Here is a 24,380-nt window from a genome sequence, read left to right as displayed (position 1 = left end):
TGCGAGTGGAGGTGTCGAGCGGTTTCATGCGGAGCTCCTGGTGGAGCTTGCATTTTAAGTGAAACTTCTGGCGGATAATCGGCTTTAGAGTGCTGGAAAGTGAATTATCAAGCAATTAATGCTCGAATTATCGGCAGATGAAGCAATCGCCTGAAAGGCGGTGGATGGTCAGTGGGACGAGACAAAAGCCGAACCTTCCTGCGCCGGCGGAATCGCGAAGTTCTCCCGCATGCGCTGCGCCTCCGCCAGGGGCGTACGGCCGAACAGGCGCTTGAACTCGCGGTTGAACTGCGAGGCGCTGGCGTAGCCGACGGCCAGGCTCGCCGCCTGAGCCGTCATGCCCTGGCGTACGATCAGCAGCCGCGCCTGGTGCAGCCGCGTGCACTTGAGGTACTGCATGGGGGAGGTGCGGGTAATGACCTTGAAATGGCTGTGGAATGACGGAACGCTCATGCCGGCCTCGCTGGCCAACTGCGGCAGGTCGATGGGTTGTGCGTAGTCCGTATGGATGCGCTGCAGGGCCCTGGCAATGTTGCCGAAGCGACCATGCATGGCCAGCGCCGCGCGCATGGCATTGCCCTGTGCGCCGGTCAGCACGCGGAAGTACAGCTCGCGCAGCAGGGCCGGCGCGAGGATGGCGGCCTCCAGCGGATCGCCCAGCGCTTCGAGGAAGCGCAGCACGGACTGTGTCAGTGCCGGGTCCATCGGGCTGGAGAACAGGCTGCGCGGGGCGGTTTCTGCGGGTGGCTGGCCCAGCTGGAGGCTGTGCTGGTCGATCTGCAGCATCAGCTCGGCGGCGAGCTGGAAGTCCAGGTGCAGGTAGATGGCCAGCAGCGGACGCTCTGGTGTGGCGTCGGTTTCCATGGTGAAGGGCACCGGCACCGCGACGGCCAGGTAGTGCTGTGCGTCGTAGACGTAGGTTTCATCGCCGAAATAGCCGCGCTTGCAGCCCTGGCGGACGATCACGATGCCGGGATCGTAGAGCACCGGAGTGCGCGCCAGCGGTCGGTTCGAGCGGAGCAGGCGCACGCTTGGCAGTGCGGTGAGGTTGTAGCCCTCCTGCGGAGCCAGTGCTGCGATCAGGGCGACCATGCGCGCCTGGTCACTGCTGGGAGCGTCGATATCGGTATTCATAGAATCAGGCAATAAAGACAGAGCTTGAGGTCTCTGAAAGGGAGGTGAGGCTGCGTATTGTGCACTCATTCCCCCTGCAATGGAGTCACCCCATGTCATCTCCCAAGACCCTGCTGATTACCGGCGCCAATAGCGGCTTCGGCCTGGCCCTGGCCCACGCGGCGCTCGCCGCCGGACATCGCGTGGTGGGTACGGTACGCACCGAGCAGGCCCGCGCCGAACTGGAAGCACTGGCGCCCGGCCAGGCCTTCGGCCGCCTGCTCGACGTGACCGACTTCGACGCCATCCCCGGCGTGGTCGAGGAAGTCGAAGCCAGCGTCGGCCCTCTGGACGTGCTGGTGAACAGCGCCGGCTACGGTCACGAAGGCATTCTCGAGGAGTCGCCACTGGAGGCGATGCGCCGGCAGTTCGAGGTGAACGTCTTCGGCGCCGTGGCGATGCTCCAGGCCGTGCTGCCCTACATGCGCCAGCGCCGGCGCGGGCACATCCTCAACATCACCTCGATGGGCGGCTACATCACGATGCCGGGCATCGCTTACTACTGCGGCAGCAAGTTCGCCCTGGAGGGGATCAGCGACGCGCTGGGCAAGGAAGTCGAGGGCTTCGGCATCGCGGTGACCGCCGTGGCGCCGGGTTCCTTCCGCACCGATTGGGCCGGGCGCTCCATGGTGCGCAGCCCGCGCTCCATCGCCGACTACGACGCGCTGTTCGACCCGGTGCGCCAGGCGCGGCAGGAAAAGAGCGGCAAGCAGCTGGGCGACCCGCAGAAAGCCGCGCAAGCGATGCTGGCGGCGATCGAAGCGCCGCTGCCGCCACGGCATCTGCTGCTGGGCAGCGACGCGCTGGGGCTGGTGCGGCAGAAGCTTTCAGCCCTGCAGGAGGAGATCAGCCACTGGGAAGCGCTCAGCCGCTCCACCGACGGCTGAGCGGCGCATCAGTAGCCGGCGTTGCGCTCCTCGGGGCGTAGCGTGAGGACTTCGAAGCCCGTGGCGGTCACCGCCACGGTGTGTTCGAACTGCGCGGAGAGCTTGCCGTCGAGGGTGACCACGGTCCATTCGTCCGCCAGGGTTTTCACCCCGGAATGGCCCTGGTTGAGCATGGGCTCGATGGTGAAGGTCATGCCTTCGCGCAACACCTGCCCGGTGCGCGGGCGGCCGAAGTGCAGTACCTGCGGCGGCTCGTGCATCTCGCGGCCGATGCCGTGGCCGCAGTAGTCCTCGACCACGGTGTAGCCGTGCTGCCGGGCGTGCCGCTCGATGGCGTGGCCGACGTCGCCCAGGCGCGCGCCGGGCTTCACCGCGCGGATGCCTTTCCACATCGCCTCGTAGGTGATCTCCACCAGCCGCCGGGCAGCGGGGGAGACATTGCCGATCAGGTAGGTCTTGCTCGAATCGGCGATGAAGCCGTTTTTCTCCAGGGTGATGTCGAAGTTGACGATGTCGCCGTCCTGCAGGCGGTCCGCCTCGGACGGCACGCCATGGCAGACCACCTGGTTGCGCGAGGAGTTGAGCACGTAGGCAAAGCCGTACTGGCCTTTGCTGGCCGGCCGCGCGTGCAGTTCATCGACGATGTAGCGCTCGACCCGGTCGTTCACTTCCAGGGTCGTCATGCCTTCCAGCGCCAGCGTGTCGACGAAGCCGAAGACCTTCGCCAGCAACCGGCCGGATTCGGCCATCAGTGCCAGTTCCGCAGGAGTCTTGGTCACTTGGCGCCTCCCGCGGCGGAGTATTTGACCCCGGCTTCCTGCAGTTCGCGGGTGATGATCTCGTTGAAGCTCAGGGTCGGTTCCAGCTCGCAGAGCATGCCGATCTTGATCCAGAACGCCGCCTGGGCGTTGATCGACCGGCAGGCCACGGAGCTGGCTCGGCGCAACTGGTCGTGCAGGTCGTCGTCCAGGTTGATGATGCCCATGATTCTCTCGCCTCTCTCTGACGCAATTCGCTATGAAGCATTACAAAACATATATGCATCATATTGATCGAGGCGAGGGAATGCAAAGTTGGCGGCTCAGCCCACCCGCGAGACGGGCTCGGCCAGTGGTTGGGCCAAAGCGATCGCCCCCTTGCCGGCCAGTTCCGCCAGTTGCTCGGTGGCCAGCCCCAGTTGCTCGGCCAGTACCTGCGCGGTGTCCTGGGCGAACATCGGCGGCGCCAGGCGGTAGGTGGGCGGCGAGGCGGAGAAGCGTGCCGGGTAGCCGAGCAGGGTGACTTCGGTGCCGTCCTGCCGGGTCAGGGTCTGCAACAGGCCGCGGGCCTGTACCTGCGGATCGGCGAGGGCCTGCTGCAGGTTGTTGATCGGGCCGCCGGGCACGCCGGCCTTTTCCATGGCGGCCAGCAGGTCGGCGGCATGCCAGCCGGAGATGCTTTTTGCCAGTTCCACTTCCAGTTCGCGGCGGTGCTGGCTGCGGCCAGGGTTGCGGGTGAAGCGTGGGTCGTCGCCAAGGTCGTCACGGCCGAGGAGGCGGCACAGCGCCTGGAACTGCCCGTCGGAGCCGCAGGCGACGAGGATGTAGTCGTCGTTGCAGGCGAAGTCGCGATACGGCACCACGTTGGGGTGGGCGTTGCCCAGGCGCTGCGGCACCTGCCCGCTGACCAGATGGTTCATCGCCTGGTTGGCCATCAGCGACAGCTGGCTGTCGAGCAGCGCGCAATCGATGTGCTGGCCTTCGCCGCTGGCGTGGCGATGGTTCAGCGCAGCGAGGATCGAGATGGTCGCGTACAGGCCACAGAACAGGTCGCTCACCGGCAGGCCGACCTTCAGCGGCCCGGCGCCGGGTTCGTCGTCGCGGCGCCCGGTGATGCTCATCAGCCCGCTCATGCCCTGCACCAGGAAGTCGTAGCCGCCGCGCCCGGCATAGGGGCCTGTCTGGCCGAAGCCGGTGACCGAGCAGTAGATCAGCTTCGGGTTCAGTGCCTTGAGCGCGGCGTAATCCAGGCCATAGCGCGCCAGGGTGCCGACCTTGTAGTTCTCCACCAGTATGTCTGCCGAGGTGGCCAGCCGGCGCAGCAGCGCCGCGCCGTCGGGGTGGCCGAAGTCCACGGCGATGGCGCGCTTGTTGCGGTTGGCGCAGAAGTAGTAGGCGGCGTCCCAGGTGGGGCTGCTGTCTTCCAGGAAGGGTGGGCCCCAGGTGCGGGTGTCGTCGCGCCGGGTGGGGCGCTCGACCTTGATTACGTCCGCCCCCAGGTCACCGAGTATCTGCGTGGCCCAGGGCCCGGCAAGGACCCGCGAGAGGTCGAGGACGCGCAGGCCCGAGAGCGGGCCGTGCTGTTGAGTGTTGCTCATGCTTCTCTCCAGTTCGCTGCGGGGCTTCAGTGCAGGTCTTTGCCGCGGGTTTCGGGCATGCGCACGAAGGCCACCAGGGTGATCACCGCCATGATCGAGACGTAGACCAGGAACCACTGCTCGTGGCCGCGGCTCTGCAACCAGGTCATCAGGTAGGGCGTGGTGCCGCCGAAGATCGCCACCACCAGGTTGTACGGCAGGCCGATGCCCAGGGCGCGGATATCGGTGCTGAACAGCTCCGACTTGATCGCCGGGGCGATGGCTGAGTACAGCCCGTAGAGCAATAGGCCGAACAGCTCGACGGCGAGGATCGAGGTGAACGAGGCCTCCATGGAACGCACCACCGGATAGAGCAGGACGGCGTAGCCCAGGGCGAAGACGATCAGCTGCGGGCGGCGGCCGATGCGGTCGGACAGCCAGCCGAACAGCGGCTGGGAAATCATGAACACCACCAGCGCCAGGCTGCTGGCGGCATAGGCAGTACCCGGCTCCACGCCGAGGGTGCGGATGGCGTGGACCGGCAGGTAGCTGACGAACAGGTAGAAGGCGAAGGCCCCCAGCAGGCTGATGCCGACCAGGCGTTTCACGGCTTCCGGATGCTCGCGCCAGAGGGTGCGCAGCGGCTGCTCGATGCGTTGGCCGCGGCGCTGCTCCTGGCTCTTGCGGAAGGCCGCGGTCTCGTCGACACCATGGCGAATCCAGAAGCCGGCGAGGCTGCCCAGGCCGCCGATGAAGAACGGAATGCGCCAGCCGAAGTCGATCAGCTGTTCACGGCTCAGCCACTGGCTCAGCACCCAGGCCAGGCCCGAGGCGAACAGCAGCCCGAGGGCGATGCTGGCGAAGAAGAAACCCGAGTACAGGCCACGCTGGCTCGCCGGCGCCGATTCGGCAAGGAAGGTCGCGGCGGCGCCGTACTCGCCGCCTACCGAGAGCCCCTGGACCATGCGCGCCACTACCATCAGCACGGGCGCGGCGATGCCGATGGTGGAATAGGTCGGCATCAGGCTGATCAGCAGCGAGGGCAGCGCCATCATCAGGATGGTCAGGTTGAGCGCCGCCTTGCGCCCGGCGCGGTCATTGAAGATGCCGATCAGCCAGCCGCCCAGCGGGCGCATGGCGAAGCCGATGGCGAACACCGCGAAGGAGGCGAGCAGGGCGGTGGTCTCATTGTCCGAGGGGAAGAACTGGTGGCTGAAGTAGAGCGCGAAGGCGGTGTAGACCGTCCAGTCGAACCATTCCACGGTGTTGCCGACGCTGCCGGCGATGATGGTGCGCCAGGCGATGGGCCGGGCGCTGGCAGCCGCGCTCGTTGAAGCGGCGCGATGCGGTTGGCTGAGAAGGTGGGCCATCGGTGTTCTCCATTGTCATTGTTTTGAGAAGCACGGTTATGAGAAGCACGGTTCTGAGGGGTACGGCTCAGGCTGCGGGCAGGTGGCGACGCAGGAAGGCCAGGCTGTCGCCGCTCTCCCGCAGGGCTGCGCGGCCGATCAGCGGCTGCCAGTGCGCCTCGCTGCCGAAGTCCGCACGCCAGGCATACAGGCGGCGGGTGTAGAGCTGCAGGTCGCATTCCTCGGTGACGCCGATGGCGCCGAAGACGGCATGGGCGATGGTGCAGATGCGCACCGCCGCGCCGCTGCAGCGGGCCTTGGCCACGGCGGCGGGGATGCCTTGCGGCCATGTCGACCCGCGCAGCGCCAGTTGCGCCGCCATGCGCGCGGCGAAGACTTCCTCGGCGAGCACGCTGATCTGTTGCTGGATGGCCTGGAAGCCGCCGACCGGCTTGCCGAACTGCTGGCGGGTAGTGGCGTAGTCCAGGGTCAGTTGCAGTACCCGCTCGGCGGCGCCGGCGATCAGCGCTGCGCTGAAGGTCGCGCCGAGGGCGCGCCAGTCACGATTTGGCGGCAGGCGCTGGGCGTTCTCCGGCAGGCTCGGCCAATGCAGTTCCTCGGTGCTGCTGGCGTGAACGCCATCCGCCCGCCGTTGTGCGCCATCCACCGGCATTAGCCAGGCGTCTTCCGGCAGCGTCGCCAATACCCAGCGGGATTGCGCGGCAAACGGCACCGCATGGCAGCGCAGGCCCTGACCAGCGCGTTCGCCATTGGCCAGGGCGATGGGCCCTTCGGGCAGCGCCAGGCCGGCCTCGGCCAGCGCCAGGCGCGCCCACCAGGTGCTGGCGAGCGGTAGCGGCAGGGCCGCGCCGCCAGCGGCGAACAGCAGGTGGCAGGCGGTTTCGGCACTGGCCGCCGCGCCGCCGAGTTCCTCGGGCAGCAGCAGGTCGGCGAAGCCGTGTTCGGCCAGCGAACGCCACAGCCCGTCGGCGGGCTCGCCCAGGTCGATGCGGCGCACGCGCTCGGCGCTGACTTCGCCTTCGAGCCACTGGCCGAAGGCGTCGAGAATGAGGTTGTCGAGGCTCATGGGGATTCCTATCGCAAGCCGAGGCCGCGGGCGATCACGCCGCGGAGGATTTCGCGGGTGCCGCCGCGCAGAGAGAACACCGGGGCCATGCGTTCCAGGTAGGCCAGGGTGCGTTGCAGCAGGTGCGGGACGGCGGCGCCCTGCACCGCGCCCAGCAGGTCGCCGAGCAGGGTCGGGATGGATTGTTCGAAGCTGGTGCCCAGGTCCTTCACCAGCGCCGCTTCCACTACCGGGCTGCGGCCGTCCGCCAGTTGTGCGGCGAGGCTGACCGACAGCGCACGCAGCACCATCAGCTCGCCCAGCAGTTGGCCCAATAGACGTTCCTGGCCTGCCTGCGGGTCGGTGCGCAGCCAGTCCAGCCAGGCATCGAGCAGGGCAATACTGGAGTAGATGCGCTCCGGCCCGCTGCGCTCGAAAGCCAGCTCGGCGGTTACCTGTTTCCAGCCATCGCCTTCCTCACCGACTAGTGCCGAGGCCGGCAGCTGCACGTTGTCGAAGAACACTTCGCAGAAGTGCTCGGCGCCGGTCAGGTCGCGGATCGGGCGGATGCTCACGCCCGGCAGCGACAGATCGACCAGCACCTGCGACAGCCCGCGATGGCGGTCCTGGGCGCTGCCGGAGGTGCGCACCAGGGCGATCATGTAGTGGCTGTGCTGGGCGTAGGTGGTCCAGATCTTCTGCCCGTTGAGCAGCCAGCCGTCGGCATTGGCTTCGGCGCGGGTGCGCACGCTGGCCAGGTCCGAGCCGGAGTTCGGTTCGCTCATGCCGATGCAGAAGAACTGCTCGCCACGGCAGATCGCCGGCAGGTGCTGGCGCTTCTGCTGTTCGCTGCCAAAGCGCAGCAGCAGCGGGCCGCTCTGGCGGTCGGCGATCCAGTGCGCGGCTACCGGCGCGCCGGCGCAGAGCAGTTCTTCCACCACCACGAAGCGCGCCAGCGGGTCGAGGCCGGCGCCGCCATACTCGCGCGGCAGGGTCAGCCCGACCCAGCCGCGCTCGGCCAGGGCACGGCTGAAGTCGGCGTCGAAGCCTTGCCAGCTGCGCGCCCGCAGGTCAGTGGGATAGTCCCGCAGGCGCTCGGCGAGGAAGCTGCGCAGCTCCTCGCGCAAGGCCTCGTGCCGCGCCGGCAGCGCGCGGAAGTCGAGGGCTACGAGCATCAGCCTTCACTCCGCTCGGGGCGGCCGGCGAGCAGGCGCTTGACCTGGTACTCCATCACCGTTTCCTCGCGCTGGTTGAGCACGAAGACGCGGGAGGTGACCACTGCGCGGTTGTTCTTCGAGGTCGGGCGGACGTCCTCGATCTCCACCACGGCTTCCAGGGTGTCACCTACGACCACCGGGCCTTTCACGCTCTTGTGCAGTTCCAGCAGGGCCAGGCCGGTGCCTTGCAGCATGGTCTGCATGAGGATGCCTTCGATCAGGCTGTAGCTCAGCGCAGCCGGCACCGGGCGGCCCTGGATGGCGCCGTTGAAGGTGCTGTCGATGAAGATGACTTCGGTCTGCCCGGTGACGCCGACGAAGCCGATCAGGTCGGCCTCGGTGACGGTCCGGCGGAAGGTGCGGAAACGCTGGCCGGCTTCGATCTGCTGCCAGTAGTAGCCTTGCCCGAGGGCGATTTCGTTGTGCGCCATGCACCACTCTCCTGTTGGGATTGTTGTCGTCGAGTGGGGTCAGGCTATGGGCAGGGCTCGTACTCATCCAATATTATTTGGAGAACGATTGATACATATGGAGTATCAGTATGGAGCTGCGCCAGATTCACCAGTTCCTCGCCCTGGCCGAGACCCTGAACTTCCGCGAGGCCGCCGAGCGCCTGCACATGTCCCAGCCGCCGCTGTCGGTGTCGATCCGCAAGCTGGAGGAGGAGATCGGCCTGCCGCTGTTCGAGCGCACCACGCGCCAGGTGGCCCTCACCGAAGCCGGCGAGGCGGTCCTGCCGGAGCTGCGCAAGGTGTTGCTGCACTTGCAGCAGGCGCGGCGTTACGCGCTTGAGGCAGGGGCCGGGGAACGCGGGCAATTGACGTTGGGTTCGGTCGGCTCGGCGACGCTTTCGCTGATTCCACAGCTGATTCCGGAGTTCCGCCAGCGCTATCCGGGCATTGCCCTGGAGCTGCGCGAGCTGCCTTCCAGCGGCGTGCTGGAACTGGTGGAGAATGGCGGCGCCGATGTCGGTCTGGTGCGTTTCCCACTGCCGCAGCCGACGGCGCTGAAGCTGATCCCGCTGGTGTGGGAGCCGATGATGCTGGTGGTCCCGCAGGACAGCCCGCTGGCCCAGAGTGGGCGCAGCCGCGTGCACCTGGCGGAAGTCGCCGACCAGCCGCTGATCGATTACCCGCACACCGAGGGCCTGCACTACGTGCTGTTGCAGCTTTGCCAGGCGGCGGGGTTCGTGCCGCAACTGGTGCATTCCACCACCCAGGTGCAGGCGGCCATCAGCCTGGTGGCGTGCGGTCTGGGCGTGGCGCTGGTGCCGGCGCTGCATGCGCGCAACTCATCGGCGCCGGTGTGCTTCCTCGAGCTGGAAACCCCGCGCCAGGAGCGCACCGTGGCACTCGCCCTGGTCTACAACCCGGATAACGAGAGCCGCGTGGTGCGGCAGTTCCGCGATGTGGCGGTAGAGTTGCTGGCCGCGGAAGGCTAGGGGTTGAGCTTGCGCAACGCAGGCGGACGGGGTTGCCGTTCGCCACGCTGACGGCGCAGTTCTGGCAGCAGTCCACGCAGCACGCGCAGGCCCCGTTCGGCATCGGGTGTACTGCCGTACAGCAGACGCAGGGTTCGTTGCAGTTCGGCCGATTGCACCTGCTGCCTCTGCAGCCAGAGGTAGAGACCATCCAGCCGCGCAGGCCGCTGCTGCAGTTGCCGGTGCAGCCGACGCCAGGCCCGATGTTCCGAATGCCGGTAGCGTTGGCGCAGCCGGCTGACGAGGCGCTGCAGCCATCGCAGGGCCGCCGCGGCGGGCACGGCCAGCCAGTGCCAGCCCAGCGCCAGACTGCCGACCAGCAGCAGGCCCACCAGCGCGTGACGCTCGATCCACAGCCCCAATCGATCGCGCCACGTCCTGTGGTTCACCGAAGGCGGTGGTGCGGCCACTTCCAACGTCAGGCCCGGCAGCTGCTCCACGTGCAGTTCGCCGTTGCTGGCTTGCCGCCAGCGCAGTTCCAGCGGCGGCAACTCGATGCGTCCCGCGCGCTCGAACTGATAGGCGACGCTGTCGACACGCAGCGCTCCATCGCTGTGGCCGCGCCCGTCGTCGAGCTCCTGCAGTCGGACGGGGTTCGGGTACTGGCGGGTGCCTTCCACGGCGGCGAATTCGGCGGGAGGCAAAAGCTCCATCGGCGCGCCCCGTACCCGCAGCTCGACGCGGCGCTCCAGGCTGTCGCCCACCTGAAATGCAGCCACGGGCGGTCGCAGAACCTGCTGCAGTTGCACCGAGTCGGCGACCAGGCGGGCGCCGTCGTCCGGTGCGGGCGATACCCCGAAGCTCAACGGCCGGCTGTTGGCGTGAAGCGTGGCCGTGGCTTGCCCGACCTGTGCGCTGACCTGGAGCGCGGGAATCTCGAAACGCTGCGCCTGACGGGGCGTGATCCGGTACTGGTAACGCAGGCCAAAGAAGGTCTGCCCGTCACGCTCCACCGTCAGGTGCACGGGGGAGCCGGCTGGCTCGGCCACGCGGGTGCCTGGCAGTTGCAGGGCAGGGAGCTGCGGCGCGGCGGTGAACCAGGTGTCCGTCAGTACGTCCAGTTGCAGCGCCAGCGTCGCGCCGAGACTTACCTTGGAATCGGGGATGAGCTGGGCTTCGACGCGCAATTGTGGTCCGTCTGCATACGCGGCTGTGGCGAGCAGCATCAGCAGAAACTGCAGGACCCGCTTCAAGGCCTGTCCTCCCCGATGTGGCTGCCCTGCGCGCGGAACTTGTTGCGCAGGAAGGCGGCGGGAGAGGTCTGCAGGCTGTCCAGCCAGTGCTCGTCGGCCGGTCGTTGGCCCGAGGGCTGGGCAATGCTGCGGCCCTTGTCCGCCGAGTCGTCGATGACCTCATCGTCGCCGCGTTGCTTGGGTGCGTTTTGCGCGGCGTCTTCGCGGTCCTTTTCCAGCGCTTCCACCAGCGCAAGGTTGGCGCGGGCTTCGGGGAAGTCGGCCTTCAAGGCCAGGGCCCGGCGATAGGCTTTGATGGCCTCGGTGAGGCGGTATTGTCGGGCTTGGCAATTGCCTGCGTAGAACTGCGCCTCGGCCGTGTCGAGACGGGAGAACAGCGCGAGGGCGCCGGCGTAGTCCGCTGCCTGATAGGTCGCCAGTGCCTTCCAGTAGGGATCGTCGAAGCGCTCGGCGGCCAGTGCCGGGCGTCCATGCTGGAGGGCCCAGCGGCCTTGCTGGTCCGGACTGGCGAAGGCGTCCAGCCAACTGGCGGCCATGGCGGGCGGGCTTGGCAGGGCAGCGCCCAGGGCCAACAGCGCAGCCCCCAGCCAGTGGACCCTACAACCACGGCGCAGGCTGAGCAGCACCAGCGGGAGCAGCGCCCAGCACAGCCAGTAGCCGACTTCCCGCGAACCTTGCGCAGCTTCCTGGCGGGCCTGGAAGTGCCGCACGGCTTGCTGGCCGATCCAGCGCACGTCGCTGTCGTCCGGGCTCAGTGCGCGCAGGCCGGCATCCAGGGCGCTGGCCAGTTCGGTCAGGGAGGCGGAGCGGCCTGAGGGCGCCGCGCTGCAATCCACCAGCAGCCATTGCAGCGCATCGCTGGCGTGGCGTTGCAGGTCGTTGAGTTCGCGAGGGTCCGCATTGTCGGCGAACAGCGCCAGGCTGGCGGGCGTGCCCGCTTCCTCCGAAAGGTTCGCGGCCAGATGCTGGACGCCACGCAGGTCGCTGCCGGGTGTTTCGATCAGGGCGGTGGACAGCGCCTGGACGTAGCTTTCCAGCAGGCCGGGGTCGTCGGTGGGCGGCAGCACCAGGTGTGCGCTGCCGGCATAGGCGATCAGCGCGGTGGGCGCGCCCTGGCGATCCCTGAGCAGATCGTGCAGCTTGCGCTTGGCGGCTTCGAGGCGGGTGGGGCGCAGGTCCGGTGCATCCATGCTGGGCGACAGTTCGACGGCGAGGATCAGCAGGCCGCGATCATCGGCCAGGTCAGCTGTGTGCCCCGGCCAGATGGGGCCGGCAACGGCCACTGCGCCGAGGCAGAGGAACAGCGTCAGCAGGTGCGCCGGGGCGAGCCGGCCTGCGCCCGGCTGATCGAGCAGCAGATGTTGCAGCAGGTGCGGTGCGATGCGTTCTGCCAACCGTCGACCGAGGTCCTGACGACGGCGCCAGAGCTGCAGCAGCAGGAGCGCCACGACGATCAGCAGTAACCAGAGCGGTCGATGGAATGGCATTCAGGCTCTCCGCAGGCTGGGCAGGCGCACGGCGCGGGCGGCCAGCAGATGGCCGCAGCAGGTCAGCAGCAGGGCCAGGCCCAGCGGCCAGTAGAAGCCTTCATGGCGCGGGCGGGGACCCAGCCGTGGCTGTGGGTGCGGAGCGCTGCGGTCCAGTTCGGCGTAGACGTCGGCCAGTGCCCGGCTGTCTTCGGCACGGAAGAAGCGTCCGCCAGTGGTCTCGGCCAGGACTTGCAGGCGCTCGCTGTCGACTTTCTCCGCACCCTGCCCGCGACTGTCGCCGATGGCGATGGCCTGTAGCACTACGCCGCGCTGCACCGCCAGTTCCACCGCGCGCTCCGGAGGAACGGCACTGGCGTTGTCGCTGCCGTCGGTGAGCAGCACGATCTGCTGTGCACGCAACGCCGGCCCGTCCAGCACGCGCAGGCTCAGGCCGATGGCATCGCCGATGGCGGTATCCGGCCCGGCCATGCCGATGGCGCTGTCGTCCAGCAGGCGCAACAGGGTCTTGTGATCGCGAGTCAGCGGGGCCTGCACGTAGGCGCCGCTGCCGAACACCACCAGGGCGAGACGGTCGCCGCTGCGCCGGGCAATGAAGTCGTGCAGCACCTGTTTCACTGCCGTGAGCCGGTCCAGCTGGCGGCCCTGGGGGTCGCGATAGTCGCGGGTGGCCATGGATTGCGACAGGTCGATGGCCAGCACCAGGTCGCGCGCCGGCTCGACCAGCATCTGCGGCGGTTCATAAAAGGCGGGGCGGGCGAGGGCGAGCAGCAACAGGCACCAGTTGAGCTGGTTCAGCCAGCCCTGCCAGCGTGCGGCAGCCTTGCCCAAGGGTGCGTGATGCACGCGGCGCAGTTCGCTGAAGAACGGCACGCGCAATGCCGTGCGCGCCACGCGCTGCTCGGGCAGCAGCCAGATCGCCAGCAGGCCCAGCGGCCACAGGGCCAGCACCCAGGGGTAATCAAGCTGCCACACGGTGAGCCTCCAGCCAGAGGCGTACCTGGGCGAAGAGGGCGTCCCAGTCCGCTTGCGGCCAGCGCTGCAGTTGCGCAGAAGGGGCGTAGGCGAGCTGCGCCAGGCGTTCCGCGAGATCGGAAGCCAGCGGCCACGGGCAGTGCCGTTGCAGGAAGGCCTGCCAGGCCGGGCCGTTCAGCGTGGTGATTTCCGCGTGGCGATTGCGCAGTTCGGGGATCGACAGCGCGCAGCGCTTGAGCAGCGAGGCCAGCTCGCGCCGCTGTTCCGCAGCTTGCAGCGCCAGGAGATCGAGTTGTGCCAGGGCTTCACGCCGGTACTGCTGGCCGCGCCAACGTCGGTAACGCCGCAGGCCGAGCAATGCCGCCACGACGATCAGGACCATCAGCAGCACCCACCAACCCCAGGCCGGCGGCCAGTAGGAAGGCAGCGGCGGCAGCGGCAACTCCTGCAATTGCCGCAGGTCCGGGGCCACGCTGTTCATGCCAGGACTCCGGGGCGCAGCAGTTCGCGGCGCAACTGGTCCAGCGGCGCTTCGGCGGTGCTCAGGCGCAGCAGCGGCACCTGGGCCAGGCGCAGGTGTTCCGCCACGCTGTCCAGGCGACCACGGAGGTAGTCCTGCATGGGATGGCGCACAGTCCTGCGGCGCAGGTCGAGGTCCAGCCAGCCAATGCCATCGCTCAGGCTCAGCGGCGTGTCGCCGTGCAGCTGAAGGGCGAGCGGGTCCTGTACCTGCAAAGCGAGAATCCGGTGGCGCCGACGCAGTTGCTGCAGCAGGTCACGGGTGCGCTCATCGCAGCCCGAGAAGTCGCTGATCAGATACAGCTGCCCGCCACGCTCCGGGCCACTGAGCAGCGTTTCCAGCAACGGGTTCAGCCGCGCGCCGTTCGCCGGGGCGCTATCAGCAGACAGTGCATGGTTGTGCCGCAGCATCGCCGCGCAGAAGGCGCGAATGCCGGCCGGGTTGCGGGTGGGGCGCAGGCGCTCTTCATGGCGGTCACCGAACACCAGCCCGCCGACCCGGTCGCCGCCGTGCAGCGCGCTCCAGGCCAGCAGCGCGCCCAGTTCTACGGCCAGGGTGGATTTCAGGTAGCGCCGCGAGCCGAAGAACATGTCCATGCGCTGGTCGACCCAGATCAGCGCGGGGCGCTCGCGCTCCTCGCTGAAGCTGCGTACCAGCGGCGTGCCGTGGCGCAGGCTGGCGCGGCTGTCGAGACGCCGCAGGTCGTCGCCGGGTCGGTAATGGCGCAGCTCCTGGAAGTCCAGTCCGCGCCCGCGCAGGGTCGAAGCGTGCTGGCCGATCAGGCTGGCGGCGGCAAGGCGGGTAATGCGTGCGCCCAGGCGCCGCGCGGGCATTTCCAGGGCCAGCAGGCGGCCGAGGTCAGCGTAGGCCAGACCGTCGGCGCGGCGCTCAGGCGGGAATGGCGACATGGTCGCGCAGCCGGCAGAGCACGGCGTCGGTATCAATGCCCTCGGCCACCGCCTCGTAGCTGAGCAACAGGCGATGGCGCAGGACGGGCAGCAGCACCGCGTGGATGTCGTCGGGCAGGACGTGGTCGCGGCCTTCCAGCCAGGCGTGGGCGCGTCCGGCGCGGTCCAGGCTGATGGCGCCGCGCGGGCTGCAGCCAACCTCGATCCAGCGCGCCAGTTGCGCGTCGTAATCGGCGGGGCGGCGACTGGCGCGCATCAGGTCCACCAGGTAACGGTCGATGCTCGGCGCCACTTCGATGGCGGCGACCTGCTCCCGTGCCGCCAACAGAATCTCCGCGTCCAGCGGCTCCACGGCTTCGCGGGCACGCGCACCGCCGCAACCTTCGGCACGCAGCAGGCGCAGCATGGTTTCCTCGTGCTCGGGCGCCGGGTAGTCGAGCTTGAGTTTCATCAGGAAACGGTCCAGCTGCGCTTCGGGCAGCGGGTAGGTGCCTTCCTGTTCGATGGGGTTCTGCGTGGCGAGCACCAGGTACAGCTCGGGCAGCGGGTAGCTGCGGCCGGCGCAGGTGATCTGGCGTTCTTCCATGGCTTCGAGCAGCGCCGCCTGGACCTTGGCCGGCGCGCGGTTGATTTCGTCGGCGAGGATCAGGTTGCCGAACAGCGGGCCCGGCTGGAACTGGATTTCGGCATGCCCGCCGTGGGCGTGGAGGGTTTCCGCGCCGGTGATATCCGAGGGCAGCAGGTCGGGGGTGAACTGGATGCGGCTCATCCTGCCGTGCAGGTGTTGCGCCAGGGCCTTGACCGTGCGGGTCTTGGCCAGCCCCGGGAGGCTTTCCAGCAGCAGGTGGCCGTCGGCGAGCAGGGCGATGAGCAGTTGTCGGATCACCGTTTCCTGGCCCAGCACGACGCGGCAGAGGTTGCGCTCCAGGTCCAGGAGCGGGGTGCGAATGTCCAAGAGGGGGCTCCGTGCGGTCACGCCTGGGGTTGTACAGTGCGCGGTGAAGCACCACACCCCTCGTAACGGAGGGGTGTGGTGGTGGCTCAGGGCTTGGCGGCGGCTTGTTGCTGCCTGGCCTTCTCGGCGATCTTCTGGTACACGGCCTGCTGCACCTGGTCGATGGTGAAGCTGGCCGGGCGCTGGCTCGGCGGCCAGTCGACGAAGGTCTGCAGGAACTGCGCGGATTTCATGGTGGCGATGCCCAGCAGGTAGGCGTTCTTCACCAGCCAGTCGCTGTACTGGTCGGAGACGATGTCGGCGGTCTCGTACGGGTCCATGCGCAGGTTGAACAGCTTGGGAATCCGCAGGCAGACGAAGGGCTCGCTCCACACCTCGAAGCCACCGGGCTTGCGCTGTTCGCAGAACACCGCCTTCCAGTCGCCGAAGCGCATGGCCACCAGCTGGCCGTCGTCGTTGAAGTAATAGAACTCGCTGCGCGCGCTCTTCGGGCTCTTGCCGGTCAGGAAGGCGAGCTGGTCGAAGCCGTCCAGGTGGACCTTGTAGCTGGTGCCGCCGGCAACCGGCGCCCAGCCCTTGAGCAGTTTGTCCTTGGCGTCGGGCACGCCGACGGCGGAGAGCAGGGTGGGGAACCAGTCCAGCCCGGAGAACATCCCGTTGGAGACCTGTCCCGCCTCGATGTGCCCCGGCCAGCGGACCATCGCCGGCACGCGGAAGGCGCCCTCGTAGTTGGAGTTCTTCTCGTTGCGGAACGGCGAGGTGGCGGCGTCCGGCCAGGTGAAGCGGTTCGGCCCGTTGTCGGTGGTGTAGATGACGATGGTGTTTTCGGTGAGCTTCAGGTCATCCAGGGTCTTGAGCAGTTTGCCGACGTCGCCGTCGTGCTCGAGCATGCCGTCGGCGTACTCGTTGCCGGGCATGCCGCTCTGGCCCTTCATCGAATCGCGCACGTGGGTATAGAGGTGCATGCGCGTGGTGTTCATCCAGACGAAGAACGGCTTGTCGGCCTTGGCCTGCTTGTCGATGAAGTTGATTGCCGCCTGGGTGGTCTCGTCGTCGATGGTCTCCATGCGCTTCTTGGTCAGCGCGCCGGTGTCCTCGATCTTGCCGTCGGCGTAGGAGTGGATCACCCCGCGCGGGGAGAAGTGCTGGACGAAGGGGTTGCTCGGGTCCTTGGGCCAGTACGGACGCTCGGGCTCTTCCTCGGCGTTGAGATGGTAGAGGTTGCCGAAGAACTCGTCGAAACCATGCTTTGTCGGCAGGTACTCGTCGCGGTCGCCCAGGTGGTTCTTGCCGAACTGGCCGGTGGCGTAGCCCTGGCCCTTGAGCGCCTGGGCCAGGGTGATGTCACGGTCCTGCAGGCCGACCGGCGAGCCCGGCACGCCGACCTTGGTCAGCCCGGTGCGCAGCGAGGCCTGGCCGGTGATGAAGGTCGAGCGCCCGGCGGTGCAGCTGTTCTCCGCGTAGTAGTCGGTGAACAGCATGCCTTCCTTGGCGATACGGTCGATGTTCGGCGTGCGGTAGCCGACCACGCCCTGGGAATAGGCACTGATGTTGGTCTGGCCGATGTCGTCGCCGAAGATCACCAGGATGTTCGGTTTGTCGGCCGCCTGGGCGCCGACTCCAGCCAGCAGGCCGACGGCCAGGGCGAGCCGCGGCAGCCAGCTGCGTTTGCGGGTCATAGCACGGTTCTCCGTGATGCTTGTTGTTGTGGTTTGCAGGCCCTGGCGCAGGTGGCCGGGCACAGGGCGCCATTGAACGCGGCAAGGGATGGGGTGCAAATCACCCGTTGGGGTGGTTCGCCGGATGGTCGTGAGCGGGCGATGTCCAGGGGTGTTACGGGGGGTATCGCGGGGTCAGCCCGCCCCAGGGGAAAGGCGCGCGGGAACGCTGCCGGGTAGCGCGGAAAAAAGCCGGGATCACCTGCACGGGTGAGGATGAAAATCACCTGATCGGGCGGTTTTGGCGGGCCTTGCGCACTGCCAGCATGCGCACTCCAACACCTGGACCACCTGGAGTACCGCATGCCAACAATAACAATGCGCGGACACTTTCGACCGCAGGCGCTGGCGCTGGCCATCGCCCTGGCGAGCGCACCCTGCGCACACGCCGTGAACTTCAATATCGGGGAAATCGAAGGCCAGTTCGACTCGTCGCTGTCCCTGGGCATGAGTTGGGCGCTGAACAATCCCGACCCTAATTTCGTCTCCAACTACAACGTGGTCGGCGCCAAGGGCAAGGCCGCCTCACGCACCGCCGACGATGGCCGGCTGAATTTCAGCAAGGGCGACGTATTCTCGAAGATCTTCAAGGGCACCCACGACCTCGAACTCAAGTACGGCGACTCCGGTGCTTTCCTGCGCGGCAAGTACTGGTACGACTTCAAGCTCAAGGACGAGGACCTGCGCTACTACAACATCGACGACCATGGCCGCGACCAGTCGGCCCAGGCCTCGGGCGGCGAACTCCTCGACGCCTTCGTCTACCACAACTACCAGCTGGGCGACCGGCCGGGCAACGTGCGCTTCGGCAAGCAGGTGGTGAGCTGGGGCGAGAGCACCTTCATTCCCAACTCGATCAACTCCATCAACCCGGTGGACGTCTCGGCGCTGCGCCGCCCCGGCGCCGAGGTGAAGGAAGCGCTGGTGCCGATCCAGCTGCTGTACTTCTCCCAGGGCCTCTCCGAGAACGTCACCGCCGAGGCCTTCTACCAGATCAAGTGGGACAAGACGATCACCGAGAACTGCGGCACCTTCTTCTCCGTGGACGCCGTGGCCAAGGGCTGCGACGACCGCCTGGTGATCGCCGGCCCCGACTTCGCGCCCAACGACCCGCGCGCCAACGCCGGCACCATCCTGGATGTCGCCGGCAACCGCGCCAACGCCTACATCCCGCGCACCGACGACCACGAGCCGGGCGACTCCGGGCAGTTCGGCCTGGCCATGCGCTGGTTCCTGCCGGACTTCAATGACACCGAGGTGGGTGCGTACGTGATGAACTATCACAGCCGCAACCCCTTCCTGAGCTTCACCCGCACCACCTACGCCGGCGCCTCCAACGCGCTGACCACCGCCAGCCGCGTGCGTGGTGCGAGCTACTTCGTCGACTACCCCGAAGACATCCGCCTGTATGGCCTGAGCTTCCAGACCAACCTCGGCGGCGTGGCGCTCAACGGCGAGGTCAGCTACCGGCCGAACATGCCGATGCAGATCAATACCGCCGACCTGAACCTCGCGGCGGTCAATCAGGTGGGGCTGGTCAACGGCGTGGCCACCGCGGTGTCGCCGGTATTCGTCGACGGCCAGGCGGTGAATGCGCCGGGCGCAGCCATCGAAGGCTACAAGCGCCTGCCGTTCACCCAGGTACAGGTCACCGCCACGCAGTTCTTCGACCAGGTGCTGGGCGCCGAACGCCTGACCCTGGTGGGCGAGGTGGGCTACGACCACATCAGTGGCATCGGCAACTCGGTGGGCGACCTGCGCTTCGGCCGCAGCCCGACCTTTGGCGCCGGCGAACTGCTCGACCAGTCGGTGTGCGTGGGCACTGCTGCCGGCACCAAGACCGCCAGCAACCCGCAGCAGGAGTGCAACAACAAGGGCTTCTACACCAGCAGTTCGTGGGGCTACCGCGTGCGTGGCGTGCTCGATTACCCGAACGTCATCGCCGGCATCAACTTCAAGCCGAACATGGCCTGGTCACAGGACATCAACGGCACCGGGCCGAGCTTCGAGGAAGGCGCCAAGGCGATCAGCCTGGGCCTGGATGCCGACTACCAGAACACCTACACGGCGAGCCTGAGTTACACCAACTATTTCGGCGGCGATTACAACACCCTGACTGACCGCGACTACATGTCCGTCAGCGTCGGCGTGAACTTCTGACCCTTCGCCCGCAAGAACTGGAGAGCAGCATGCACATGATGAGTTTGATGAAGGGCACCATCCTCGGTCTGAGCCTTCTGGCAAGTTCGGTACACGCCGCAGTGTCGGCTGACGAAGCCGCCAAGCTGGGTGCCAGCCTGACGCCGCTGGGTGGCGAGAAGGCCGGTAATGCCGACGGCAGTATCCCGGCCTGGGATGGCGGTCTGAAGCCGGGCGCTGCCAAGGTGGAGAACGGTTTCCTCGGCGATCCCTTCCCGGACGACAAGCCCCTGTTCGTGATCACCGCCGCCACGGCCCAGCAATACAAGGACAAGCTGAGCAACGGCCAGGTGGCCATGTTCAAGCGCTATCCCGACACCTACCGCATTCCGGTTTACACCACCCGCCGCACGGCGGCCAGCCCGCAGACGGTCTATGAAGCCGCCAAGGTCAGTGCGCTGCATACCGAAGAAGTGGACGGCGGCAATGGCCTGGCCAACTTCCAGGGACGCAACTATGCCTTCCCGATTCCGAAGAACGGCGTGGAAGTCGTCTGGAACCACCTGACCCGTTATCGCGGCCCCAATCAGCGGCGCCTCAGCGCCCAGGCAACACCGCAAACCAACGGCTCGTTCACGGCGGTCGAGTTCGAGGAAGACCTGAGCTACCCGCAGCTCCTCAAGGACGCGGATCCGAAACAGACCGAGAACGTCCTGTTCTTCTACAAGCAGCGCGTCACCGCGCCGGCGCGCCTGGCTGGCAACGTGCTGCTGGTCCACGAGACCATCGACCAGGTCAAGGAACCCCGCCTGGCCTGGGTCTACAACGCCGGTCAGCGGCGCGTCCGCCGTGCTCCCCAGGTGGCCTATGACGGCCCCGGCACCGCCGCCGACGGCATGCGCACCTCCGATGACTCGGACATGTACAACGGCGCGCCGGACCGCTACGACTGGAAACTGGTGGGCAAGAAGGAGATGTACATCCCCTACAACAACTACCGGCTGTGGTCGCCCAAGCTCAAGTACACCGACATACTCCAGGCCGGCCACGTCAACCCCGACCTGACCCGCTATGAACTGCACCGGGTGTGGGAAGTAGTCGCGACCCTGAAGCCGAACCAGCGGCACATCTACGCCACGCGTCGTTTCTACTTCGACGAGGACACCTGGCAGGCCGTGGAGTCCGAGGCCTACGACGGTCGCGGCCAGCTGTGGCGCGTTGGCGAAGGCTTCGCGGTGAACGACTACCAGCAAGGCACGGCACTGTACGCGGTGAACGCATTGAACGACCTGATCGCCGGGCGCTACCTGGCCATGGCGATGATCAACGAAGCGCGGCGTGGCATCGACTACAGCGCGCAGCCGAGCATGAGCGACTTCACCCCCGCGGCCCTGCGCAACGCCGGTATCCGCTGATCCGCTCTGCCTGAAACAGCCCGGCGCCGCGACTCTCGTGGCGGCGCCGGGTCAGGGCTAGTCCTGCGGCTAGTCCGAACGACCGATTGTCCCGCCTCGCCCCGCAATGATCTTCTGACACCCCGACGCAGCACGAACTACAACGATAACGGGTGTCGCCATGTCCAGTTTCCCCGCCATTGCCACCGCCACGCCGGTCGCCCTGCAATTGCCCCGCGAGCCACTGCTGCACGCCCTGCTGGAGTCGCCCCGGCGCCTGAACCTGCTGTGCGCCCCGGCTGGCTATGGCAAGAGCGCACTGGCGCGCGCCGTGCTGGAACGCCTGCCGTCGAGCTGTGCCCGCGTCTGGCTCGACTTCGCCGGGCAGCCCCTGGCGCTGAGCGCCTGCTGCGCCCAGATCGCCCGTCAGCTGGGCCTGATCGACAGTGACCCGGCCAGCGTGCAACTGGCCCTGCAATCGCGCCGGCAACCCCTGTGGCTGGTGCTGGACGACTACCCTCAGGCCGCCGACCCCGAGCTCGACGCCTGGCTGCAGCGCCTGCTCGGTCTCGCAGAAGCGCCGCTGCATCTGCTGGTGAGCAGTCGCCAGCGGCCGGCCTGGAACCTTTCGCGCCTGCTGCTGGATGAACGCCTCTGTGAGCTGGGCGCCGCGCGTCTCGCGTTCAGCCGTGACGAATGCGACCTGCTGGCGCTGGCGCAGGGCTACGACGCCGACTGCCGCGAGCGCCTGTGGGCCGCAACCCAGGGCTGGTGCGCTGGCGCGCGGCTGGTGCTCAGCGCGCGCGACGGTGTGCACGCGCCGGGGGAGGTGGCTTCCTGGCTGCGTACCTACCTGTCCCAGGAACTGCTGGGCCGGCTCGATGCCGAGACTGGCGCGATGCTCTGCGGTCTTGCCTACCTGCCGCGCTTCAACCGGGAAATCTGCGCGAGCCTGTGGGAAGAGCAGGGCGGCGTGCTCTTCGACCGCCTGCAACAGGGGCAGGGCTTCTTCCTCGCCCTGGATGCCGAGGCCAGCTGCTTCCGCCTGCCGCCGCTGGTGGCCAAGGCATTGCAGTGCCATCTCCAGGGCCCGGCGCTGACCCGCCTGCGCCTGCGTGCCTGTGGCGTGCTGGGCCAGGCCGGCTGGCTGGACGAAGCCATCGAGATGGCGCTGGAAGCCGGCCAGCCGGAAGTCGCCGCCGGCTACATGGACCGCCTGGACATGGACTGGCTGTTCAGCGGCCGTCACCTCGGCCTGCTGCTGGAGTGGCGCGAGCGGCTGCCGGCGACCCTGCTGGAAAGCACCCCCCGGCTGATCAGCCTGAGCGCCCGTGCGCTGCTGTTCAGCTGGCGCCTGGACGAAGCGCACCAGTGCATCGAGCGCCTGGGCAACTTCCTGCCGCAGCCCCAGGCGCCGCGCAACCGCCGCCTGCTGGCCAACTGGCTGGCGCTGCGCGGTGCGCTGGATGGCATGCACGGCCGCCTCGAACAGGCCCGCGACCACTGCAATGCGGCACTCGAAGACCTGGAGGCGCGCGACTGGCGGTCGACCCTGTTGTGCCTGACCACCCTGGCGCGCCTGGACATGGCCACCGGCTCGCTGCCGCAGGCCCGACGTATTCTCCAGGCTGCGCTGGAGCTGGCGCGACGCCAGGGCTGCCTGGCCAGCGAAGTGCTGATCGACTTTGACCGCGTGCGCCTGTGCCTGCTGGCCGGCGAGCGCGAACAGGCCCGCAGCCTGCTGGACGCCTGCCGCGAGCGGCTGCCGGCCAGCGGCGAGGGGCATGAGCTGCTGCGCGGGCGTCTGGCCTTCCTCGATGGCGAACTGCGGTTGCTGCAGGGCGATGCCATGGCTGCTGCGGCCGCGCTGGAAGGCGGGCTGGGCCTGGCGCGCTCCTGCGCCGACCCTTACATCCTCCATGGCCTGCTGGGCCTTGGCGAAGCGGCGTCGCGCAGCGGCGACGCAGCGTCCGCGCAACGCTACTGCGAGGAAGCCGAACGCCGCATGCACTGCTGGAATGTGCAGCCCGACTGCTACCGGCTGTCGCTGGAAAGCCTCAAGTTGCGCCTGCTGGCGCGTCAGGGCCAATGGCTGCGCCTGCACCACGAGGCGACGGTGCTGGACGGGGAGCTGGAACAGCGCCCGGAGCGGGTCGCACCGCTGCATACGCCGTCACTGCCGCAGCGCGTGCGTTACCTGCTGGCGCTGGCGGAAGCCGGCTGTGGCCGGATCGACGCCGCGCGGGCCCGTCTGCTGCAGTTGCGTGAAGAGTGCCAGGCCCTTGGCTATCAGGCATTGGCGGGCGAGGCCGAACATGCCTTGAACAGCCTGCGGGTCGAGATCGCCCCGGAGCGCCTGCCCAGCCTGTTGCCGACGTCCAGCGGCGAGGCCGAGGACAGCGCCCACGGCCTCACCGCGCGGGAAGTGGCCGTGCTGCGTCTGCTCGCCGAGGGCCTGTCGAACCAGGAGATCGGCAACAGCCTGTTCATCTCGCTCAACACCGTGAAAACCCACGCCAAGAAGATCAACGTCAAGCTCGGCGTGCGCCGGCGCACCCAGGCCATCGTCCGCGCCAAGTCACTGGGGCTGCTCGGTTGAGCCGGCCTCCTGCATGCCGCGCAGCAGGTCCACCAGCGCGCGGGCACAAGCCGGCAGGGCCTCGCGGTCGCGCAGCAGCACGCTGCGTTCGCGTACCACCCAGGGCTCGTCCAGCGGCAGAATTCGCAGATTCATGGTGCGGCTGTGGCGGATGGCGGCGGTCTCCGGAATCACGCCGATGCCGACCCCGGCCTCGACCATCCGGCAGATGGCTTCGAAGCTGGCCACCTGGATACGCAGGTTGAGGTCGCCGCCCATGCGCTCGACCCGTTCGCGCAGGAAGCTCTGCAGGGTGCTGCCTTCATGCAGGGCGATGTGCGGGTAGTCCAGGGTGTCGGCGAGGGTCAGGCGGGGCAGGGCACAAAGCGGGTGGTCGGGCGCTACCGCGAGGACCAGCCGGTCAGTGCTGAAGTGGACGATCTGCAGGCCTTCGGCGCGCACCGGGCCGGCGACTATGCCTAAGTCCGCCGAGCCGTCGAGGATGGCGCGGACGATGTCGCGGTTCAGCCGCTCCTGCAGGTCGACGCTGACACCGGGGCGCTCGGCGAGGAAGTCCGCCAGCAGTTCGGGGAGGAATTCGGTGACCGCCGTGGTGTTGGCGAAGATGCGGATGTGCCCGACCTGGTCGCCGGCCTGGCCGCTGAAATCGCTTTTCAGGTGGTCCACCTGGCGCAGGATCAGGCGCGCGTGCTGCAGCAGGCGCTGGCCCGCCGGGGTCAGCTCGACACCACGGTTGTCGCGGTAGAGCAGACGGCAGTCGAGTTGGCCTTCCAGCGCCTTGATCCGTGCGCTGGCGGCGGCCGCCGAGAGATGGGCGCGGCGGGCGCCCTGGGTCAGGCTGGGGGCTTCGGCGATGTGCGCGAAAAGCCGCAGGTCGGCGAGGTCGAAATGCATGGGCGGTTCTCCGCGAAGCGACCAACAGCGGCGCTAGGCTTGAAGTGTGGAAATGGCGTTAGGCATTGCCTAACGCTGGATTATAAAAATG

Annotated in this window: 21 protein-coding genes; 5 read left to right on the top strand and 16 right to left on the bottom strand. The window is 67.8% G+C overall.

Annotation, left to right across the window (positions count from 1 at the left end):
• Positions 1–168: 168 nt before the first annotated feature.
• Complete coding sequence (locus IB273_RS05800; protein ID WP_192223504.1) at positions 169–1,134, bottom strand: AraC family transcriptional regulator; 966 nt, start codon at positions 1,132–1,134, stop codon at positions 169–171.
• Between the two features lie 92 nt (positions 1,135–1,226).
• Between IB273_RS05800 and IB273_RS05795 the strand changes: the two genes are divergently transcribed.
• On the top strand, positions 1,227–2,060 hold the full coding sequence (locus IB273_RS05795; protein ID WP_192210981.1) for an oxidoreductase: 834 nt from the start codon (positions 1,227–1,229) through the stop codon (positions 2,058–2,060).
• 8 nt (positions 2,061–2,068) lie between these two features.
• Here IB273_RS05795 and map read toward each other — a convergent pair whose 3' ends face one another.
• The 7 genes from map to IB273_RS05760 form a co-directional block, all read right to left on the bottom strand.
• Positions 2,069–2,839, bottom strand: a complete 771-nt coding sequence (map, locus tag IB273_RS05790) for a type I methionyl aminopeptidase (RefSeq protein ID WP_081520396.1) — start codon at positions 2,837–2,839, stop codon at positions 2,069–2,071.
• Positions 2,836–3,045 carry a ParD-like family protein gene (locus IB273_RS05785; RefSeq protein WP_081520395.1) on the bottom strand — a complete coding sequence of 70 codons (210 nt, stop codon included), beginning with the start codon at positions 3,043–3,045 and terminating at the stop codon, positions 2,836–2,838. Before IB273_RS05785 ends, map begins: the two co-directional genes overlap by 4 nt.
• A 96-nt stretch (positions 3,046–3,141) precedes the next feature.
• On the bottom strand, positions 3,142–4,416 hold the full coding sequence (locus tag IB273_RS05780; protein ID WP_192223503.1) for a CaiB/BaiF CoA transferase family protein: 1,275 nt from the start codon (positions 4,414–4,416) through the stop codon (positions 3,142–3,144).
• Positions 4,417–4,442: 26 nt separating this feature from the next.
• Positions 4,443–5,765, bottom strand: a complete 1,323-nt coding sequence (locus IB273_RS05775) for an MFS transporter (RefSeq protein ID WP_192223502.1) — start codon at positions 5,763–5,765, stop codon at positions 4,443–4,445.
• Between the two features lie 67 nt (positions 5,766–5,832).
• Positions 5,833–6,831 (bottom strand): acyl-CoA dehydrogenase, encoded by a 999-nt coding sequence (locus IB273_RS05770; protein ID WP_192223501.1) that lies wholly within the window; start codon positions 6,829–6,831, stop codon positions 5,833–5,835.
• Between the two features lie 8 nt (positions 6,832–6,839).
• Positions 6,840–7,988, bottom strand: a complete 1,149-nt coding sequence (locus tag IB273_RS05765; protein ID WP_412548070.1) for an acyl-CoA dehydrogenase family protein — start codon at positions 7,986–7,988, stop codon at positions 6,840–6,842.
• Positions 7,985–8,458: a MaoC family dehydratase gene (locus IB273_RS05760; RefSeq protein ID WP_081520390.1), complete on the bottom strand. Its 474-nt coding sequence runs from the start codon at positions 8,456–8,458 to the stop codon at positions 7,985–7,987. The genes IB273_RS05765 and IB273_RS05760 overlap by 4 nt, the downstream gene beginning before the upstream one ends.
• Positions 8,459–8,568: 110 nt before the next feature.
• Here IB273_RS05760 and IB273_RS05755 point away from each other — a divergent pair, with 110 nt between their 5' ends.
• Positions 8,569–9,468 carry a LysR family transcriptional regulator gene (locus IB273_RS05755; protein ID WP_192223499.1) on the top strand — a complete coding sequence of 300 codons (900 nt, stop codon included), beginning with the start codon at positions 8,569–8,571 and terminating at the stop codon, positions 9,466–9,468.
• On the opposite strand, the gene IB273_RS05750 is transcribed toward IB273_RS05755, so the two are convergent.
• The 7 genes from IB273_RS05750 to IB273_RS05720 all read right to left on the bottom strand — a co-directional run bounded on the left by IB273_RS05750 (position 9,465) and on the right by IB273_RS05720 (position 17,224).
• Positions 9,465–10,700: a BatD family protein gene (locus tag IB273_RS05750; RefSeq protein WP_192223498.1), complete on the bottom strand. Its 1,236-nt coding sequence runs from the start codon at positions 10,698–10,700 to the stop codon at positions 9,465–9,467. The two genes, IB273_RS05755 and IB273_RS05750, sit on opposite strands and share 4 nt — an antisense overlap.
• Positions 10,697–12,187 (bottom strand): VWA domain-containing protein, encoded by a 1,491-nt coding sequence (locus IB273_RS05745; protein WP_192223497.1) that lies wholly within the window; start codon positions 12,185–12,187, stop codon positions 10,697–10,699. Before IB273_RS05745 ends, IB273_RS05750 begins: the two co-directional genes overlap by 4 nt.
• Positions 12,188–13,162, bottom strand: a complete 975-nt coding sequence (locus IB273_RS05740) for a VWA domain-containing protein (RefSeq protein ID WP_192223496.1) — start codon at positions 13,160–13,162, stop codon at positions 12,188–12,190. It lies immediately after the preceding gene.
• Positions 13,149–13,643 carry a DUF4381 domain-containing protein gene (locus IB273_RS05735; protein ID WP_192223495.1) on the bottom strand — a complete coding sequence of 165 codons (495 nt, stop codon included), beginning with the start codon at positions 13,641–13,643 and terminating at the stop codon, positions 13,149–13,151. Before IB273_RS05735 ends, IB273_RS05740 begins: the two co-directional genes overlap by 14 nt.
• Complete coding sequence (locus IB273_RS05730; protein WP_192223494.1) at positions 13,640–14,590, bottom strand: DUF58 domain-containing protein; 951 nt, start codon at positions 14,588–14,590, stop codon at positions 13,640–13,642. Before IB273_RS05730 ends, IB273_RS05735 begins: the two co-directional genes overlap by 4 nt.
• Positions 14,571–15,545, bottom strand: a complete 975-nt coding sequence (locus IB273_RS05725; RefSeq protein ID WP_081520383.1) for an AAA family ATPase — start codon at positions 15,543–15,545, stop codon at positions 14,571–14,573. The genes IB273_RS05730 and IB273_RS05725 overlap by 20 nt, the downstream gene beginning before the upstream one ends.
• 86 nt (positions 15,546–15,631) lie before the next feature.
• Positions 15,632–17,224: an arylsulfatase gene (locus IB273_RS05720; protein ID WP_192223493.1), complete on the bottom strand. Its 1,593-nt coding sequence runs from the start codon at positions 17,222–17,224 to the stop codon at positions 15,632–15,634.
• Positions 17,225–17,566: 342 nt separating this feature from the next.
• Between IB273_RS05720 and IB273_RS05715 the strand changes: the two genes are divergently transcribed.
• The 3 genes from IB273_RS05715 (at position 17,567) to IB273_RS31355 (ending at position 23,395) form a co-directional block, all read left to right on the top strand.
• Positions 17,567–19,423, top strand: a complete 1,857-nt coding sequence (locus IB273_RS05715) for a DUF1302 domain-containing protein (RefSeq protein WP_192223492.1) — start codon at positions 17,567–17,569, stop codon at positions 19,421–19,423.
• Between the two features lie 29 nt (positions 19,424–19,452).
• A complete protein-coding gene (locus IB273_RS05710) occupies positions 19,453–20,817 on the top strand; it encodes a DUF1329 domain-containing protein (RefSeq protein ID WP_192210992.1) in 1,365 nt (454 codons plus the stop codon).
• Between the two features lie 160 nt (positions 20,818–20,977).
• Positions 20,978–23,395, top strand: coding sequence for a helix-turn-helix transcriptional regulator (locus IB273_RS31355; RefSeq protein ID WP_225610079.1), 2,418 nt, complete (start codon positions 20,978–20,980; stop codon positions 23,393–23,395).
• Here IB273_RS31355 and IB273_RS05700 read toward each other — a convergent pair.
• Complete coding sequence (locus tag IB273_RS05700) at positions 23,375–24,289, bottom strand: LysR substrate-binding domain-containing protein (protein WP_081520379.1); 915 nt, start codon at positions 24,287–24,289, stop codon at positions 23,375–23,377. The two genes, IB273_RS31355 and IB273_RS05700, sit on opposite strands and share 21 nt — an antisense overlap.
• Positions 24,290–24,380: the final 91 nt, after the last annotated feature.

It is taken from the genome of Pseudomonas sp. PDM19, from assembly GCF_014852215.1.
Lineage (GTDB): Bacteria > Pseudomonadota > Gammaproteobacteria > Pseudomonadales > Pseudomonadaceae > Pseudomonas.
The sequence above is the reverse complement of the archived record's forward strand: the minus strand, read 5'-3'. Positions and strand labels throughout refer to the sequence as shown.